Annotated in this window: 20 protein-coding genes and 1 pseudogene; 9 read left to right on the top strand and 12 right to left on the bottom strand. The window is 55.9% G+C overall.

Going from position 1 to position 17596, the window contains the following annotated elements:
* Positions 1-514 precede the first annotated feature (514 nt).
* From C0039_RS04700 to C0039_RS04665, 8 genes are all read right to left on the bottom strand, one after another.
* Entirely contained in the window at positions 515-2641 is a 2127-nt protein-coding gene (locus C0039_RS04700) for an oxidoreductase (protein WP_101517401.1), read from the bottom strand.
* Positions 2642-2708: 67 nt separating this feature from the next.
* The gene (locus C0039_RS04695) at positions 2709-3473 is read right to left on the bottom strand and encodes an SDR family oxidoreductase (protein ID WP_101517400.1); all 765 of its coding nucleotides are present in this window, start codon (positions 3471-3473) and stop codon (positions 2709-2711) included.
* A 17-nt stretch (positions 3474-3490) separates the two neighbouring features.
* Positions 3491-3808: a putative quinol monooxygenase gene (locus C0039_RS04690; protein WP_101517399.1), complete on the bottom strand. Its 318-nt coding sequence runs from the start codon at positions 3806-3808 to the stop codon at positions 3491-3493.
* Positions 3809-3852: 44 nt separating this feature from the next.
* Positions 3853-4758 carry an NAD-dependent epimerase/dehydratase family protein gene (locus tag C0039_RS04685; protein WP_101517398.1) on the bottom strand — a complete coding sequence of 302 codons (906 nt, stop codon included), beginning with the start codon at positions 4756-4758 and terminating at the stop codon, positions 3853-3855.
* Between the two features lie 66 nt (positions 4759-4824).
* The gene (locus C0039_RS04680; RefSeq protein WP_101517397.1) at positions 4825-5295 is read right to left on the bottom strand and encodes an SRPBCC domain-containing protein; all 471 of its coding nucleotides are present in this window, start codon (positions 5293-5295) and stop codon (positions 4825-4827) included.
* Between the two features lie 30 nt (positions 5296-5325).
* A complete protein-coding gene (locus C0039_RS04675; protein ID WP_101517396.1) occupies positions 5326-6240 on the bottom strand; it encodes an NAD-dependent epimerase/dehydratase family protein in 915 nt (304 codons plus the stop codon).
* 15 nt (positions 6241-6255) lie between these two features.
* A complete protein-coding gene (locus tag C0039_RS04670; protein ID WP_101517395.1) occupies positions 6256-7428 on the bottom strand; it encodes a sulfotransferase family protein in 1173 nt (390 codons plus the stop codon).
* A gap of 4 nt (positions 7429-7432) precedes the next feature.
* Positions 7433-8545, bottom strand: a complete 1113-nt coding sequence (locus C0039_RS04665) for a hypothetical protein (RefSeq protein ID WP_101517394.1) — start codon at positions 8543-8545, stop codon at positions 7433-7435.
* A 122-nt stretch (positions 8546-8667) separates the two neighbouring features.
* On the opposite strand from C0039_RS04665, the gene C0039_RS04660 reads away from it, so the two are divergent.
* Positions 8668-9291 carry a TetR/AcrR family transcriptional regulator gene (locus C0039_RS04660; protein ID WP_101517393.1) on the top strand — a complete coding sequence of 208 codons (624 nt, stop codon included), beginning with the start codon at positions 8668-8670 and terminating at the stop codon, positions 9289-9291.
* A 50-nt stretch (positions 9292-9341) separates the two neighbouring features.
* On the opposite strand, the gene C0039_RS04655 is transcribed toward C0039_RS04660, so the two are convergent.
* Positions 9342-10028 carry a hypothetical protein gene (locus C0039_RS04655; RefSeq protein ID WP_101517392.1) on the bottom strand — a complete coding sequence of 229 codons (687 nt, stop codon included), beginning with the start codon at positions 10026-10028 and terminating at the stop codon, positions 9342-9344.
* A gap of 429 nt (positions 10029-10457) precedes the next feature.
* On the opposite strand from C0039_RS04655, the gene C0039_RS04650 reads away from it, so the two are divergent.
* The 3 genes from C0039_RS04650 (at position 10458) to ubiT (ending at position 12233) form a co-directional block, all read left to right on the top strand.
* Positions 10458-10757 (top strand): type II toxin-antitoxin system RelE/ParE family toxin, encoded by a 300-nt coding sequence (locus C0039_RS04650; protein WP_101517531.1) that lies wholly within the window; start codon positions 10458-10460, stop codon positions 10755-10757.
* A gap of 3 nt (positions 10758-10760) precedes the next feature.
* A complete protein-coding gene (locus tag C0039_RS04645) occupies positions 10761-11039 on the top strand; it encodes an addiction module antidote protein (protein WP_101517391.1) in 279 nt (92 codons plus the stop codon).
* 645 nt (positions 11040-11684) lie between these two features.
* Entirely contained in the window at positions 11685-12233 is a 549-nt protein-coding gene (ubiT, locus tag C0039_RS04640; RefSeq protein WP_133125937.1) for a ubiquinone anaerobic biosynthesis accessory factor UbiT, read from the top strand.
* A gap of 12 nt (positions 12234-12245) precedes the next feature.
* Here ubiT and C0039_RS04635 read toward each other — a convergent pair whose 3' ends face one another.
* The 3 genes from C0039_RS04635 to C0039_RS21390 all read right to left on the bottom strand — a co-directional run bounded on the left by C0039_RS04635 (position 12246) and on the right by C0039_RS21390 (position 14827).
* Positions 12246-13142 carry a U32 family peptidase gene (locus C0039_RS04635; protein ID WP_076001874.1) on the bottom strand — a complete coding sequence of 299 codons (897 nt, stop codon included), beginning with the start codon at positions 13140-13142 and terminating at the stop codon, positions 12246-12248.
* A gap of 32 nt (positions 13143-13174) precedes the next feature.
* Positions 13175-14170 (bottom strand): ubiquinone anaerobic biosynthesis protein UbiU, encoded by a 996-nt coding sequence (gene ubiU, locus C0039_RS04630; RefSeq protein ID WP_076001873.1) that lies wholly within the window; start codon positions 14168-14170, stop codon positions 13175-13177.
* Positions 14171-14359: 189 nt separating this feature from the next.
* Positions 14360-14827, bottom strand: coding sequence for a putative zinc-binding protein (locus tag C0039_RS21390; protein WP_207796368.1), 468 nt, complete (start codon positions 14825-14827; stop codon positions 14360-14362).
* Between the two features lie 73 nt (positions 14828-14900).
* Here C0039_RS21390 and C0039_RS21465 point away from each other — a divergent pair.
* The 5 genes and pseudogenes from C0039_RS21465 to C0039_RS04610 all read left to right on the top strand — a co-directional run.
* Positions 14901-15224 (top strand): annotated as a pseudogene (locus tag C0039_RS21465) (aldehyde dehydrogenase family protein); the annotation flags it as partial.
* A complete protein-coding gene (locus C0039_RS21460) occupies positions 15219-15461 on the top strand; it encodes an AMP-binding protein (protein WP_341476646.1) in 243 nt (80 codons plus the stop codon). The pseudogene C0039_RS21465 and the gene C0039_RS21460, both read left to right, overlap by 6 nt.
* Positions 15458-16000 carry an AMP-binding enzyme gene (locus C0039_RS21170; protein ID WP_207796367.1) on the top strand — a complete coding sequence of 181 codons (543 nt, stop codon included), beginning with the start codon at positions 15458-15460 and terminating at the stop codon, positions 15998-16000. Before C0039_RS21460 ends, C0039_RS21170 begins: the two co-directional genes overlap by 4 nt.
* Before the next feature lie 22 nt (positions 16001-16022).
* The gene (locus C0039_RS04615; RefSeq protein ID WP_076001870.1) at positions 16023-16820 is read left to right on the top strand and encodes an enoyl-CoA hydratase-related protein; all 798 of its coding nucleotides are present in this window, start codon (positions 16023-16025) and stop codon (positions 16818-16820) included.
* A partial coding sequence (locus C0039_RS04610) for a DUF3604 domain-containing protein (protein WP_243391556.1) occupies positions 16805-17596 on the top strand: 792 nt, incomplete at its 3' end. The genes C0039_RS04615 and C0039_RS04610, both read left to right, overlap by 16 nt.

Genomic DNA, 17596 nt, shown 5'->3' with positions numbered 1-17596 from the left:
TTCTGCGCGATCCCTTCTAATTCCCTGTAATTTGGATAAGGGTGTACCAGCTTGAGAACAGCCTGGATGCCGTGCCATCCGAAACGCTGGATCAGCGTTACAGCAGCCCCCATCAACTATCTATCCTTGGGACCACCATGGGACCACCCTCACGCCTTCTGATGCCTTCTAATGCCGGGCCCATTTTTTAACTCTCTGATTTACAAGGCATTAGGAGGCATGGCGAGGCGCAAAATAGCATGGCTCAGGGTTCGAATCCCTCGCTCTCCGCCATTTTTACCCATAACCTGTTGATTTTATAGGATTTATGTTACTCCGGTTTTCGCGTGGGACCATTCTGGGACCATCCATCCAGAAATCACCAGCAGCATCGAATCAATGTATCGTTAGTCATAGTCGATTCAACTTCCGCGAGAATCCGATCACATAATCCCGCAAGCGCTTTGTCTCGTAGCAGCCAGCGTATAACTACCGCGTTTGTAGAATTTGAATCGCTCTCATCGCGTCACTTATCTCATCCAAACTCGGCATTGATGGTGTCCGCTACCTCCATTGCTGAGCGCATGGCCCCTTCAATGTAACCAACCCCGCAGCCGTCACCGATTTCATGAACGGTCAAGCCTGCAGCCCGTAATGCCTGTGCCTGGGTAGAGTCTCCGGTCGCGCCCTTGGCCACAATCACTTCATCGGCGACAACCGCGTGAGAATCGCCGTCACTGCCACTGAAGCACACCTTCCCCGAATCAATACGGATATCCGTTACACCGGGGTGCATCTTCACCTGGTGCTCTCGTAACTCGGCAAGAATCCGCAGGCGCCGCACTAAAGCAAGTCCCTCTCCGAATTTCGGCGTCTCGTCGATCACCGCGACCTTGCGGCCACGTTCCACCAGAAACTCCGCCAGTTCCAGGCCTACAAGCTCACCACCTATAATCACGATATTCTTACCCAGTGGCATCCATATCCGTGTCGCCTTGCGCACGAAACCAAGGTTTGAGGTAAGCCCGGTAGTTGCCCCGACACGGGTAGCAACCCGTGTGAACAGTGAGGTCTTCTCCCTGACACTTCCCGAGTGCATACCCAACACAAGATTACGCATGTCATCGCCGCTGAATACATGTGGCAACTCTGAACCTGGTATCGGTGGCAGGTCACGTCGAGCCCCGGTAGCGACAACCACATGATCAGGTGCCATGGACGCAATCAATTCTGGGGTTGCGGCCGTCTTCAGGCGCACATCAATCCCCATGAAATTCACCTGCAGACAGAGCCAGTCCAACAAACGTTCATTCGCGGGGTAGGCCAGTGCGGCAAAACGCAGCGTACCACCCAGTCGATCACCCTTCTCCAGTAGAATAACCTCATGACCGACGATGGAGAGACGCCGTGCGGCCTCCATTCCGGCTGGGCCACCGCCCACCACCACGATACGCTTGGCGCTCGCCGCCCGTGGCGCCTGCCCACGCAAATATTCCCGGCCACACTCTGGATTGACCGCACAGTACATTCTTTCACGTTTGTAAATTGCGCTGACACAGCTGTAGCAATATACACAGGGCCTGACCTCGTCGGCGCGCCCTTCCTTCAGTTTGCGCGGCAGGTGCGGATCAGCCAGCAGCTTGCGCCCCATGGCCAGGAACTCAAACCGGCCAGCATCGATTTCCCTGTCCGCGTACTCCGCCTCCACACGCCCCAGGGCGATTACGGGGATATTCAGTACTTCCCGGATGGCCGCTGCGGCGGCGAGGTGGGAGTTCGGCTTATGCGGGACGTTTGAAGCCGAGTGCATCTTGCCCTTGCTGAAGTCGTGATAGGCGCTGACAGTAATAGCGTCTGCACCCGCCTGTTCCAGCCATTGGGCCGTCGCCTTTGCGTCCTCAAGTGTAATGCCGCCCTCTTTGCCCACTTCACGGGAATCGATCTTTACGATAACAGGGTAGTCCGGGCCGACTTCGGCACGAACCGCGCGTACGATTTCCAGCAACAATCTCGCCCTGTTCTCAAGACTACCCCCGTACTCGTCAGTACGTCTATTGGATTTAGGCGACAGGAAGGAAGAGGGCACGTATCCATGGCCGCCATGTACTTCGACTGTATCACAGCCCGCCGACATAGCGCGCCGGGCGCCATCGGCGAAGGCCTGTACCAGTTCTTGAATATCTTCCCTGGTCAAAACCCGGTAGCTTGGTACGCCAGTGCTGGCAAGCACCTGCAACTCTGAAGGTAGCAGGCCATCAGCGAAGTCGCCTGCATCAAACTCGGGCTCGGATGGACACCAGCGGGATCGCCCGGCGACAGTATCGTCCACCGCATTCAATCCACCCTGGTGCAACTGCACCCCAAAGCGACTGCCATGACCGTGAACCGCTTCGACCACCCGTTTCAGTCCCGCGATATGCTCATCTTCAGAGATCCCGACTTGCCATTCCTGCACTTGACCTATCGGATACATCACCCCGCAGGCACCGGAGAGAATCAAGCCCGCACCACCACGCGCCTGCTCCTGGTGGAAATCCAGAATTCTCTGCCCCCAGAAGCCACCTTCCTCGCTGAGATTGACCCCCATCGCAGAAACTATCAGGCGGTTGGGGATTTCCAGCGGGCCAATCTGCCCGGGCGTGAAAAGGCTTTTGTATGACATGGGAGGCCTTGATCAGTAACTATAATTGGTTGGTAGAACTCCGGAAGGCACACATACAGGCAATAGCTTAATAGCTGTCTGGCCTGAAAACTGCATCGTGACCGCCATCAACAAACAGGACGGAACCCGAAATGAACCCGGCCTTGCCACCGAGAAGGAACAGGACGGCATCCGCCTGATCCGCGGGCATTCCAGGGCGGCCAATGGGGATCGAGTCCACAAATTGCTTCAGTGCTTCACGGAAACGAGGATCACTCTTGCCGGATGCAGTCATACCCGTCTCAGTATAACCAGGCGCGATGGCGTTCATTCTCACACCACAACCAGCCACAGCAGCATTCGTCTTTCGCATCCACCGTGTCAAGGCCTGCTTGCTTCCGCCGTAAGCACCCTGTCCGTCCACAGTTTCGACCAACCGCAGCGCCTTCTCACGATCTTCCGTCAACAGTGCCTGCATATAGTCCTCGTCGTACTCGAGCATACGGGAAGAGTTGGAACTGATGAGAACAATAGCCCCTCGCTTCCTTTCAAGCAGAGGAAGCAGGCCGTTGACCAGCGCCACCACGGCAAAAAAATTGACCAGTGGTATCAAGGCTGGCCTGGGGCACTCCGGACCGACTCCCGCACAGGGAATTAGGCCATCGATACCGTCGGTCGCCAGTTCCCTGATCCGGGTGATAACGGATTCACAATTGGCCTCATCGGAGAGGTCGGCGACGATATCTGCATCGCGAATATCCACGCCTATCACCTGGTGACCTTCAGCCCTGATCTGCTTAGCCACGGCATCACCGATGCCGCTGGCGGAACCGGTAACTACATATAAGCCCATTGTTCAATACTCCATTATTAGACTGTAGTGCTAATCGGCTGGCTCTTCACAACCCCGAAGGGCAACAGCTTCTTCATCTCGAGAACGTCGGCCAGTTCGCCAATACAGCCAATCATTTGCTGAAAGGCCTCGGTTTGGCAGTGCTCGAGGTAGGCCTCTTCGGATTGGTACAGGTCGTAATAGTAAAATTCGTCCGGGTTTTCTTCGCTGGTGTGGAATATGTAGACGGGGACTCCTTCCTCCTGGAGTGTCGCGGACTGCATTCTGATATTTGCGTCCATCAGGGCCTCGCGCTTGCCCGGCCTGGCTCGTACGTGCGTCAAATAAGCAAACATGATTTACCTCATATGTGTAATGTGCAGACAAGCCGATGTCACCCTTAATGTGCCATCATGTCAGGGCGGCTGTGTTCGACCATACGCCGCAGGCCGTCACGCCAGTGAACCCTGGCGGGCCCTACCAGTTCCTGCAATTTTGTACTATCAGACCGAATACTGGGCAAGGCATCGGGACTGACTATAAATTGAGGTGTTAGACCTACGAGTTCGCCGAGGTAGTGACACCAGTCCTGTATCGATACATGCTCGTGACTACTCCAATTGACGATGGTGCACGGCACGCTGGCACTGTCCAGCAGACCGGGCACTGAATCAATGATATCGTCCTGGTGTATCAAGGTGTATTCACTGAGCCCCTGTGGAATGGGAATCGAGATACCCTGTTCCATCATCATCAGGTGAAACCACGGCCAACCCCCATTGCTGCTGTAGGGCACATTGAGTCGGCAAATGACACTCGGCAGCCCGAACATACGCGCACAGCTGCGGACAACCGCTTCCTGAGCAATCTTGCCAATGCTATAGGTGGTAAACATATTGCGGTGGTTATCTCCCAGAGCGCTGCGTTCTGTGAGCACAGTGTCCGGCGCCGGATGATAAACGGCGCAAGAAGAGACATGGAGGACAGCTTGATACCGTTGGCAGTGCTGCATCAGGAGAGCCAGGCCCTCAGCATTCAGCCGCAGTTCCGCTTCGAAATCATTCCCCACCTCACGGTTCACGGCGAAGTTCAGCAGGTAGTCAGCATCTAACGGTATATTCCCGAAGTCGCCATCACCAAGGTTGGCAGCAATACAGACAATGCCGGCCTGCTCAAGCTCCTGGCGCTTGGATTCATCGTTAAAGCGTGCAACGGCATAAACCGTGTTGTGCTCCGCCAGCGAGACAGCCAGGGGCAAACCCACCTGACCTGTGGCTCCCGTTATAACAATTTTTTTGTTGCGCATGGTGAATAACCTGTAATTCGTGCTTTCTTAGGCGATGTATAACCGCAATTCATTGTAACGATTCCATCAGGTCTCCTGCCGGTGGATCTGGTAGAGGCGCTCGGCACGTTCCTTGAGATCGTATGCGCAGCGATTGAAACCAGCCTCGACGGCCGCGGCCAACTGTTCCATCATGGTTGCCATGGCAGGCCCGGAAAATTCGTCCACGGTCCAGTATATGCAGCTTTCTTCATCCCGCGGTTCGATGTACTGGCTGCGCACCGCATGTACCGGATCATCTTGCCGGTTAGGCATACGCCAGGCAATACATCGTTCGGACTCGATTCTGGAAATGTATTCCACCTGCCTCGAGGGGCCGTTGCCCAAGTCGATCATCATATCCACGGCAGACCCGATCTCAAGCGAGTGGTTCTCCAGGCTGGGACAGAACCCGTTCCACTCGGAATATCGTTCAAAGTCCAGCAATATCTCCCACACCAGCTTCGCTGGTGCGCCAATAGCTACCCTGTCTGAGTAAACAGCGTCCTCAGTAATCATGATGTCTGTGACAGACGTGTATACGAGGGATCAGCCAACACTTCTCACGTCTCCTGCATCGCTCACTACCAGCAATTTCATTGCATCGCGCCAGTGGTTTTGTGTCTTGCCGATTTTGCTGTGCATCAATGTAGTATCGCAGGGTGTGCAGGGAAAAGCGTTTTCTGTATAGACGATATTTGCTTCGACAGCTAATAGTCCGGCCATGTATTCACACCACTCCTCGGCGCTCACCTGCTCACTGCCGCACCAGTTCATCACTAATGCCGGTGTGCTTGCCACCTCCAGCATCTTTAGCACCTGCTGATAGTAGTCTTCATCATAGACCGGGTTGAAATAGTTTGGTTTCTGCGGATTAAGGTAGATTGGCTTGCCTCTGCGCAGGGCCTCCAAGTGTATTAGTGGCAGACCACCGTCGCGGCCATATGCCACATTCATTCTGGCTATCACGGTGGGTATCTCAAAGTGCTCGGCGGCGAACTTGACCACTGCTTCCGCTGCCACCTTGGACATGGAATAAGTCGGGCAATGACTGCGCATGGCGTCGCCCAGCGGATGGCTCTCCTTAAGTGGTGTGTGGCCATCAGGCGCATACACTGAGCAGGTCGAGCTGAAAAAGAACGCATCGATATTGCGAAAATGTGCCATCAGGCGACCGGTGGCGACAGCATTGACCTCGATGGCGTTGTCGAAATCCAGGTCTCCATGCTCCTGGGTTGTGGCCAGATGTAGCACGTAGTTGTAATCACTGTCCAGTTGAGCGGGGTCGTCGTTGGCAAAATCGAACTTGATGCAAGTGACTCCGGCCTGCTCCAAATGCTCACGAGCTCCTGCACCTGAAAATCGCGCGATGGCATGAACCGTATTGTCTGCTGCCAGCTGCACAGCGAGGTAGCGTGCGATCTGACCGGTGGCGCCCGTTACCAGAAACTTCTTGTCCTTCACTCAAATTTCTCCCTGTCAGTCACTGATGGGCCAGCGATCGTCACCTGTATAAAAAGCGAAGCGTTCGTCGATCATTTCTTTGGTCAAACCGTAGGCCGCCAGGTCGTACTCGTGCTTGCCGTGCTTGCCCTTGGGGTTGGCATCGATATGGGCCTGTAGGGCGGCGCGGCCATCCTCGCCCAGCGGTAAGTCGAAGTGCTCGCAAACCTGCTCCACCAGTTGCAGGGGCCTGTCGACGAACTCCTGTTGTGAACAGTCGATAAACAGTTCCTCCGGCAGTTGCGCGCGCTCGGTAAGCCCTTTCTCGAGTGACAGGGCGTACCACTCCATAACGCTGCGCCCCACTTCGCCGGCATCCAGGTGACTGCAGTCACCCATGTACATATCCATGATCGCCCGGTTCATGCTGTTGATGGAGGGCACCACTTTCTGCGGGTTCCGGTGGCACCAGACGAAACGGGCGTCGGGGAACACCTTGCGAATGGTGTCGATACTCCACATGTGGGCCGGCGCCTTGAGCAACCACTGCTGGCCGGGGTTGCGCCAGTTGAGCAACTGCAACTGCTGTTTCTGGTAGCGGTACAATGGCCCCAGATCCTGGGCCAGCAGCCAGCTGCGGTAGGGTTCCATCATCACCTCGAAGCCCAGGTGCACGCCGTGCAGGGCGAAGGCGTGCAGCAACACGCACTCCTCCGGCGTATCCGCGTCCACGAAGTGGATCTTGCTGAACTTGGAGTCGGCGGTCGCTTCCAGAGCCTTTTTCAGGGGTTGGTAACGGGGATCCTCCTCCCCCGGCTGGCTGCCACGCCAGGGATCCGGGAACTGTACTTCCCACTGCAACACACCGCGGAAACCCGGTGCACGCTCCATCAGGTTGAGCAGGGCCGAGGTGCCGGAGCGCGGCAGGCCGGTGATGAATACCGGAGCCACGATTTCCTGCTCGGCAATCTCGGGAATGGTGGCGAAGGCATTCTCGCAGCGCAGGCGGGTGGCCAGCAGATTGAGCACCCGGTCACGGCAGCGCTGGCGGCCCGCGGGATCCTTGACATTGCGGTCGTAGGTTTTCAGCAGGACTTCCAGCCCTTCTCTATAGGGCAGCCAACCAAAGTCACTGAAACCGGCCTGTTCTTGCGCCTGCTGTACCAGCTCATCGGCATCAAACTTTACCGTCTCTACGTCGTTCGACATCCTCTTACTCCTCCAGGCTAGCCAGGTCAGCCAGCTTCATCACCCGCACATTGAGCAGCGGGTGCTCGTCGGCGCCGATCCACCGCCAGCACATGGTACCCATGTCGTGCCCGGCGGTCTCGATCCAGTTGGGCACCCCGGGATCGATGTGGGAGATTACTACCCGTACGCTGCCGTCATCGCGGTAGTGGGCGGTGTGCTTGTTCACGTGGATGGTGTGGTGGCGGTAGTCCAGGGACTCCATCCACCAGTTGTCCAGTTGGAAGTTCCAGGTCTGGCACTCGGGTATCTGCGGCGCATCTATCACCATCACCTCATCCGGCGCCAGTTGCCAGGCGCTGTGGAAGTAGAAGATATTCGGATCACCGCCTATGGACTGGCAATAGTCCTGGTCCGCCGGCGGCAGGTCGTTCAGGGTGGGCAGGAAGCTCTCCGCCCAGTTCTCGAACATCTGCGCCGACCCCTTGACGAACATCACCGCACCCAGCAGGCCCCGCTCCAGCTTTTCGGCGGTGAGGGGCTCGGGCCGGGTGTCGCCTGCGTCGATGCGCTCGATCTTCAGTTCGGCACGCTTTTCGTTAATGCGGTCCTGGAAGGTCTGGCGCACGGTGATGGAATTGGAGGCCTCTCCCAGGGGAAGCCAGTTACCGGACTTCTCAGTCTTGCTAAGGATAATCTCCAGCTCGCCGTCGGGACCGATTTCCATCTGCCGGTGATCGATGTGGCCGGTTACCTCCATAGTACCGCCGGAGGCGTATTTGTTGATGATGCTGCTGATACCCAGGTAGTCCACCGTGCAACGATTACCGGTAATGCGGTAGTCGTATTTCGGGTTAATGGTGGCACTCTCGTAGCGATTGTCCGGGTTGTCGGCGCCCAGCTTGATGGTCTCGTGAGCGCCACAGCGCAGATGCGGGAAGGCCGGGTCGCGGAACTCCAGAAAGCTCTCCAGGCCACCACGCAGCAGACGGGTCAGGTAGCGATAACCCTCCGCCTGGTTGAAGGCGTCTCCGGGGGCCTTTTTGCTCTGGACGATGCGGCCCGCTTCCTTCAGGGCATCGCAGAATTCGTCCCACACGGTGCCATCGAGTACTTTCTTTTCAGCTTCTGATATCATGCTCATCTCCACTTATCATGTGATAAGATATTGTCGGAGCCGAAACCTGTCAACTGATAGGTTGGAAACGATTCGTGTTAGAATCATGTACTTTGAAAAAGTGCGATCTATTGAACCAGGATATGGATAAACCTAAGGGCAATGCCCGCGAAGATATACTGAACACCGCTGAGCGACTGTTCGCCGAAAACGGCATTCAGAACGTTTCCCTGCGGGAAATAAATGCCGAGGCAGGCTACAGCGCGGCTGCTCTGCACTACCACTTCCGCAGCCGGGACGGACTGTTGGAGGCGTTGCTATTGAAGCGGCAAGAGCCTGTGATGACATTGCGTGCGGAACTGCTGCAGCCGCTTCAGGAAGAGCGGCGACCTTCGGTTGAATCCCTTGCGGAAGCACTGGTAATGCCCTTTGCCCACCCGATTCTCAATGACCCGGAGACCGGTCTGACCGCGGTAAAATTTCTCTTCCGGGCCTACGTAGAACAAAGTCACCACGGCCAGATACGCAAGACTACGGAACGGAGTCTGAAGACCTTCGAACCCTTACTTGCCAGAGCACTGCCAGATCTGGACCAGACAAGGCGTCGTTCGCGCTGGCTGCTGGCAACTGAGCTGACTTTCCAGGGGCTGGCGAACATGGACGCAATCATGGCGCTCAGCAAGCAATCACACGCCCGGAAAAGCCGCGAACAATATGTGCAAACTCTGATAACATTTATTGCCGGCGGCTTGAGGTACCGCGGCTAATCAGGACGAGAAAAATGCTATCAGCGACACCCTGATCTGCAGCCAGAGCTTCATTCAAAGTAATATTCACTCATAGCAAGTGAAACCATGCTGCCCAAATCGCAGAAACCCGGCAAGTGTCCGATCATGGTATTTACCGCCTCTTCAGACCCGAAATAGCGCTCGTCTTCCACAAAGTCTTCCAGTGTGTGAAAGTGCTCGGACACAATCGCCATATGGGTCGGCGCACCAGGCGTTAAAGGGCGGGCCACCGCATTGCGTACATAGGACCAGCGAAGCGGGTGAAGGTCAAAAGACTGCTGCGAGTGCGTTACCTGCCAGTTATGGTAAAAATCCTCCAGCGAAACGTTGTCGGGCTTGCCGTTCATTCCAAATTGGGTCACGCCCGGGCGACGTGCTCCACCCTCCCACTCGGGTTCAAATCCCTGTGGCACAGATTCGGTAACCAGATACCCGTGTAAACTTTCCGCGGTCTCGCCAAGCAATGACTCGACAGGCCCACGTGCATCCAGCGAATCCAGCCACAGCGATACAACGGCGGAAATGTCCTGCCAGGGCCCGATCAGCCTGGCAGGGGAGCGGGACTCTATTTGCTCATTCAGGTCCGCAACATTGACTGTTATCCGGGTACCACCGAGTGAACGCAGCCCTGTGACGACCTCACCCAGGAGGCGTTCTCTGAACTGCTCTACCGTTAATACCTGTCCGGCTTTCAAGATATATACAAGCTTTTCCACACTATTACCCTGCCTTTCAAACCACCTATTCAAATAGAAAATGAGGCTTTACATTACCGCTTGAATCTTTCCGGCAATTCAGCCTCGGCGTGCGCAAATATGTTTTCCGTTACCCTTCAGGAATCGGCTCGAGCGCCTATAAAACGCGCCGTCTGCAGTTCATCTCACTCCGGGCGGCAGAATAGTAAATCAGTGACGGGTATCTATCACTCTCATGTGCAGCAACCCCAACTCTGGTGCTGGCTAAACAACCCTTTTATCTTATCATTTGATAAGTGCTATCTCAATGCAATATCAACCGGTTAATTTCAGTGAGCCATAGTCAGTTCAAACAATCAGTCCGGTAGCGCCATCATGACGACGTAGAGCTGCACAGGGGCTTGTGCCCCCCCCCTTGTCTATATGTGGCCTATAGGCTACAGTACTCGCATGCACTATCACGTCGTTACCACCCATGTATTTAATCGTTGGCTCGCCCGCATCCGCGACCGGCAGGCGGCTAAAGTAATAGCACAGCGACTCGACAGACTGGTCGCTGGTAATCTGGGTGATGTGAAGTCGGTGGGCGATGGAGTTAATGAAATGCGGATATTCGCCGGCCCGGGCTATCGGTTGTATTTTACGATCCGTAATGGCGAGCTAATCATACTGTTGTGCGGTGGCAATAAATCCAGTCAGTCACGCGATATTGCCCGCGCGAAACGGATACTGAAAGAATTGGAGGCTTGAACAATGCCCACACTGACCGAATACAATCCTTTTGATCACTTGTTGACCGAAGACGAGTTGTCTCAATACTTGACCGATGCTTATGAAGACGATGACCCCGCCGTGTTTGTTGTGGCATTGGGACATGCCATCAAGCACAAGGGGGTAGCGCAGGTGGCTGAGGCCGCCGGGCTAAACCGAGAAAGTCTTTATAAGGTGATCAATGGCAAGGTGCAACCCAAGTGGGACACAATCCATCGGTTGATGCGTGCATTGGGGGTGCATTTGTCAATAGCTGCCTGAACAATACCAACCCCGTTGCTGTTTTCGACAGTGCAAATCGAGCGGTGAAAAGGGTGATCGACCCAGACTGCCCATAGGATTTGATGGGACCACCATGGGACCATCTCCACGCCTTCTAATGCCGGGCCCCTTTTTCTTGCTTTATAGAGGTGAGTGCGGACCTGATTCAAGCCTCCGGTTCGACAAATTCGCCTAAGAGGCGAATTTAGACGCCGAAGGCGCCCGAAGGGTCAGAGCAGCCCCTGGGCTGTTCTGATCAATCCCTCGCCCGGACCGCCAAGAAATGGACCACTGTTCTCGCAGTGAACGATCGTTGAACTTCCGCCAATCTGTCGCTCTCCGCCATACAGTCTGCATGTTAGCGACAATTCTCCGAGATTCTGTCGATGATGCTCTGTTCTTCAATGCATGCAATGACTTTGACAGATCCACCGCAGCGGCCGCTGACCTCGATGTGCCTCCTGCTGCCGTTATCAGGCGTGCGGACAGGGCATTACTCCAGTCAATCAAGCATTCGATCGCGAGCAGGCGCTGTAAGAGCCGCGCATCGATGACAGGGCCCGAAAGGTTGCTCTGTGGACCGGTGCCTGAGCTACCGATACGCTGGAATGGCGTACTGATTGCCAGGCTTCCTTGACCTGCATCATGGCGCGTATACTGGGTCGAGGCATGATCTGGTCGTCTTCCATCATCCACTTCTATCGTATGAGTACAATGCCGCAAAGACTGGCGTCACTGCCGGGTTTCAAACGCTTCCCCTGGCGCGCGCCCCTGCGCCTTATACCCGGTCCATTACAGCATTTTGCCGCCGCTAAAATGGCCAACCAGATACTGGCCAGTCAGATAAAGGATGGTGATCTGGATTTCCTTGAAGGCGCGGTCATACGCATAAGAGTCCGTGATCTGGGCTACGACTGGGGGATTTCAAAGCTGGGCCAGGTACTGGTTTTCATTCCCGGCAGCGACAGCGCTCAGGGCTGCATCTCGGGGGATAGCAGGGAGTTCCTGTTGCTTGCCAGTCGGCGTGAGGATGCTGACACCCTGTTCTTCCAGCGACGCCTGGTGATCGAAGGTGATACCGAGCTCGGTCTACAAGTAAAAAACCTGATCGACAGTATCGACCTCGATGACTTTCCCCATCTGTTCACCAATGCCATCGACGTGGGAGCGGATTTCGTCGAAGCACTTTCGTAAAACGCTCCCCGCTCAGGCGCGGGCGATAATGTCCTTGCCGGGCTTGTTCAGCCAGTAGCCGTCACACGGCGGTGATGACAGCAGCTCACTTATGCTAGTGCCGGCATCTGCCGTCAGGGCCTGATGATAGCGTTGCACGACCTCAAGCGTATGTTCGGGCTGCGGGCTGATGCGCATGAAATCCACGCCCAGTTCCGCAAGTGTGCGCCAGTGTGGCAACAGATGCTGAATGTTCCCCGATTGCGTCTGGATACCGTTCAGGGTAAAAAACTCCTCATCTTCCTGGCTGTGCATAGCCAGGCCCTCGGGATAGTCTCGGCATTTGAGCTGGCAATCATCTTTGGGCAGATTGTGATGAAGAGCGGTAAAGCAGCGAGCGGAATAGGCGAGCGGCATATGCCCAAAGCTGAACACCTCGGTCTCCAACTCGTCGTCAATGGCCAGCTTGCGCGCATCCTCGAGAATATCGGCAAGCGCGTCTCGTGACAGTTCGATTGGCATCACCCAGCGGCGCAGACCCATTCCAAGCAGATGTTTCAACGCCTGGGCGTTGTAGATATTGAGCGTCGCCCCACCAACGAAGGGTAGTTTGCGTTCAGACAACAGCTGTACCGCGCCTATATCATTGGCTTCTACCAGCAACTCCCCGTTGCTGCACAAGCGCTTGACGCCTCCCAGTTCAGAGCCCGCTTCTATCAACGCCAGTGTCGACAATATAATCTGCTTGCCCCGTGTGCCAAGCTGTCTGGCCAGTTCTATCCACTCGGCAGGTTTGAAACTGCGCCGCTTATGGCACACCGTCTCCCCCAGATAGATCACCTCTACCGGGGAGTCGATCATTTGTTCATAGAACTGTTCAATGGTGTCGCGTTCCCAGAAGTACAGTATGGGGCCAAGTGATAACTGCATAACACGCCTACTCTGTTTCGTTTCGCTGGCAATTACTGCCAGGGACGATGATAGGCACCCAATGTCGTCTGGGTACCTTCGGAGACACTCGCCAGAGCCTCCATCCACTGTGACTGCGGCGCGAACCCGGCGGGATTGCGCGCACAGCTGTCAATCGCATCGCGCCAGACTTGAGCGACTTTGCCAACGTAGGCAACACTGCGTTGCCGACCTTCAATTTTGATAGCCACTATGCCTGCTTGCTGTAGCTGGGGCAGCAGTTCCAGGGTGTTCAAGCTGGTGGGTTCCTCGATGGCGTGATAGGTGGAGCCGGCTACCGTGAAGCGCCCCTTGCACACCACGGGATATCCCACCGCATCCCCTTCCTGGTAACGGTCTATCAACACGCCATTTAACCGGGACTCCAGACCCTGGGGCGTCTCCTCCCAGCGCACTGCGCTGGCGGGCGAACAAGCGCCACTGGTATTGGGTGACTCACCAGTGGCGTAAGAGGAAAGCAGACAGCGTCCCTCCACCATCACACAGAGACTGCCAAAGCCAAAAACTTCCAACTCGACAGGCGCCTGTTGCGCCAGCTGCTGCACCTGCGCCAGGGATAGTACTCGGGGGATCACCGCCCTGCGGATACCGAACTGCTGCTGATAAAAACGCAGTGCCTCTACGTTGGTGGCCGAGCCCTGCACCGACAGATGCCGTGGCAGTTCAGGATGGTGCTCAGCGGCGTAAGCAAGCACACCGATGTCGGCAATAATCAGCGCGTCTACGCCCAGGTCCGCCGCCGCATCGACCGCCCGCTGCCAGCGCTCCCAGCCAGCGGGCTGTGGGTAGGTATTGATTGCCACAAATACCTTGCGCCCCCGATCATGGGCATAGCGCACGGCTTTGGCCGCCGTGCCATCATTGAAATTCAGGCCTGCGAAATGGCGGGCGTTGGTATCATCCTTGAAACCGATGTAAACGGCATCGGCGCCACTATCGACGGCGGCCTTCAACATCGGATAATTTCCTGCGGGACACACCAGTTCCATTGAATTCCTACCCCAGTCCCAAAAAACCGTCACATACTAAGCGCTGTGGTACCACTTGCGCTTGATTGATATCAAGGAGAGTGATTTCAATACTGGGGGAGGGGAGGCTATCCACCACGAATAAGTCGGCTGACTGGCACCCATCTTGGCCGCCCACAGGATAATTGCCTTGGACCGACCCCAACAAGGCTATTCAGCCGGCAATTCCGCAATCACCCATTTCAACGCCTGCTCCAGATGTTCAGGCACAAAGTCTACGCCCTTGCTTTTTTTTAGCCCGATCTCATCGAAGCGGAAATAATGGGTGGGTTCCAGGTTCAGCTGTTGTAAACAACTTTTGACACAAGCCATGGGACAACCGTCCAGAGCAATAATGGGACGGCCTGACCTGGCCACACGTACCAATCCCGGAACCTTGCCGCCCACGCCTGCAATGCAGGACATCTCGGCCAAACCCCGACGATCCAACGCCAGGGCCACCCCATTGGTGACCTGGGCAACATCGGAACAACCGGAGCATGAATAGACCAAAGGCTTGACAGACATAGTATTCAAGAAGGCAACATTCGCAACAGCCTCGTACTTTACTGCGCCTGGCCACGACGGGTATTGATACACGTCAACCAGGCCACTGCGTTGCGCTGCAAGTACCTGCAATATCACGCCATTTCCCGCAGGACACCCGAGGGAAACCCTGCCGACCACAAAGCAGTGACAGGTCAACGAACCTAACTTCGATCGTGTACAGGGCTACCTCACCGACGCGAAAGCTAAGGATGCGCGAATTGTCACACTGATATCTGATGGTGAGGATGGGGACGAAAGGTGCCGCCACCGTATGTCCATTCACCGGGTGATTGATCCCAGCGATGATATGCAAGTCATGCAAGATGAGCTTTTCGGCCCCGTGCTCTGCTTGCGTCCCTGGCAAACGTTGAATGAGTGCATTGCCGATATCAATCGTCTTCTATGTCCAATGGTCGTGTATTACTTTGGTCACGACGCGGCGGAACAAGAGCACATCATCGCCAACACAATTGCCGGTGGTATGAGCATCAACGACATCGGTTTGCACTTCGGCCATGCGCTGGTGATGGTTGAGAAGTGGGACGCGCAGGGCATGCTGGCGGCGATAGACCGCTACAAGGTGACGACCAGCCATATGGTGCCCACCCAGTTTGCCCGTCTGTTGAAACTGCCAGATGAAATCAAGGCACGGTGCGCCGTCTCCAGTACCCGCCACATGATTCACGCCGCTGCGCCGTGTCCACCCGACATCAGCGCGCAATGATCGACTGGCGGGGCTTGTCAATTTTTGAATACCACGCTGCCACCGAGGGCGGCGGTACCCTGGCCAGCCCCCAGGAATGGATACAGCACCCGGGTACGGTAGACAAGGTCAAGACCGAGAAAGACCGCATGGGTGATTACTTCACGGCCGTTGATGTGGGTTATCTGACTGACGAGGGCTATCTGTTTCTCTGCGACCGTAAAATCGACTTGATTATTGCCGGGGGAGCCAATATCTACCCGGCGGAGATCGAAAATGTGCTGATCCTGCGTCCCACAGTCGCTGATTCCTGCGTGTTCGGTATTCCTGATAGCGACTGGGGCGAAGGGATCAAGGCTGTTGTTCAGCCGGGAAGTGGTGTGCATACTGATGAAGGCCTCACCATGGAACTGATCCCATTCTGTGCCGACAGGTTGGCGAAGATGAAGCTGCCGCGCTCCTTCGACTATATGGAGGAAGTGCCTCGAGATCCCAACGGGAAACTCTACAAGCGTCGCCTGCGTGACCCCTACTGGGAAAAAGAAAACCGGCAACTCTAACGCGACCTGGAAAGGAGTCAGCATGCCCTATCAATACATCAATGTTGAGACAGAAGGAAACCTGTTCGTTCTTACAATCGACCGCCCTGAAGTCATGAATGCGATCAGCCCCGCTGCGAGCTACGAAATGGCCGAGGCAGTGGATCGCTTCGAGGCCGATGACAGTCTTTGGGTGGGTATCATCACCGGCTCGGGAAGCGATGCATTCTGTGCCGGCGGCGATATCAGTGTTATGGCCGCCGCCAAAACCAATGAAGATTACCAGATGCCTCCCAGTGGCTATGGGGGAATGACCAACAGGACCAGCTGTAACAAACCGATTATCGCTGCGGTTAATGGCATTTGCTTTGGCGGGGGTTTTGAAGTGGCGCTGGCCTGTGACCTTGTGATCGCCTCAGAAAACGCCAGTTTTGGTTTACCGGAACCGAAGATTGGCACCGCTGCAGTGGCCACGGGTATGCACCGTCTGGCCCGGGAGATCGGGCTCAAACCCGCGATGGCCCTACTCCTGACAGGGGATGCCGTTGACGCCGAACGGGCGCGCGCGCTGGGGCTGGTTACAGAGGTTGTACCCGAGGGAGAGGCTCTCACAGCTGCGAAGAAGCTGGCTGCGCGCATTCTGCGTTGTGCTCCACTGGCGGTTCAGGCAACCAAACAATGCGTGTTGGGCGGTCTCAATCATGCCGGGGTCCCGGCCGCCCAGAAGGCGCAGGAGAATGGGGCTTTCCCGGCCCTGCAGACAATGATGGAGAGCCAGGATATTAGTGAAGGGCTCAATGCGTTTCTGGAGAAGAGGAGACCCAAATGGAAGGGATGTTAAATGCAAGGCGCCGTGCGGAACCAGTGTGTCAGCAAAGCACGGTAAGGGCAGCAGAGAAGCAGTTCTCTGGTTCGAGAAGCTGCAGTTGGCTGGCTACCGTTATAGGTATCGCTACTTTGGCTGTGGCGGGCCTGGCTGGGCCAACTCTAGCTGGGGAACTGGCGGAAGATCCGGGCAGTTCTCAACGTTCTGAACACCGGGCACCCTGTCGAGACTACCGCGAGCAGCGTCAGCCACTTTTCGGTGACCTGCACGTCCATACCAGCTACTCATTTGATTCCTATCTGTCTAGTCAGCGTCGCGACCCCTGGGATGCCTATCGTTACGCCAAAGGCGAATCAATCATTCTCCCGGACGCTCTGGGTGAGCAGAAAGTGACGGCGACAATCGGTCGCCCGCTTGATTTTACTGCTGTGACCGACCATGCAGAATTTCTCGGCCAGATCGATATTTGCACGATGGACTCGGGCAAGGCCGGTTACTGGTGGCCTCATTGCATGATGACGCGAGCGCAGAACCTCTGGATTCAGTTGCTGGCAGCCAGCTGGTGGACAACGCTGGGCGGGCAGCAGCAGTCGGCACCGGAAAAATCTTTCGCCTGCACACTGTCTGACTGCGACGCTGCCGAAAAGGAAGCCTGGGGGCGTATCCAGCAAGCAGCAGAGGATCACTATGATCGCGGTAAAGACTGCGCATTCACGACGTTTGTCGGTTACGAATACACCGAGGCCTTCGACCAGAAGAATATGCACCGCAATGTCACTGCTGTCCCACAG

It is taken from the genome of Pseudohalioglobus lutimaris, assembly GCF_002866825.1.
GTDB lineage: Bacteria > Pseudomonadota > Gammaproteobacteria > Pseudomonadales > Halieaceae > Halioglobus > Halioglobus lutimaris.
Note: the sequence above shows the minus strand (reverse complement) of the source record. Positions and strands in the feature narration are given on the sequence as shown.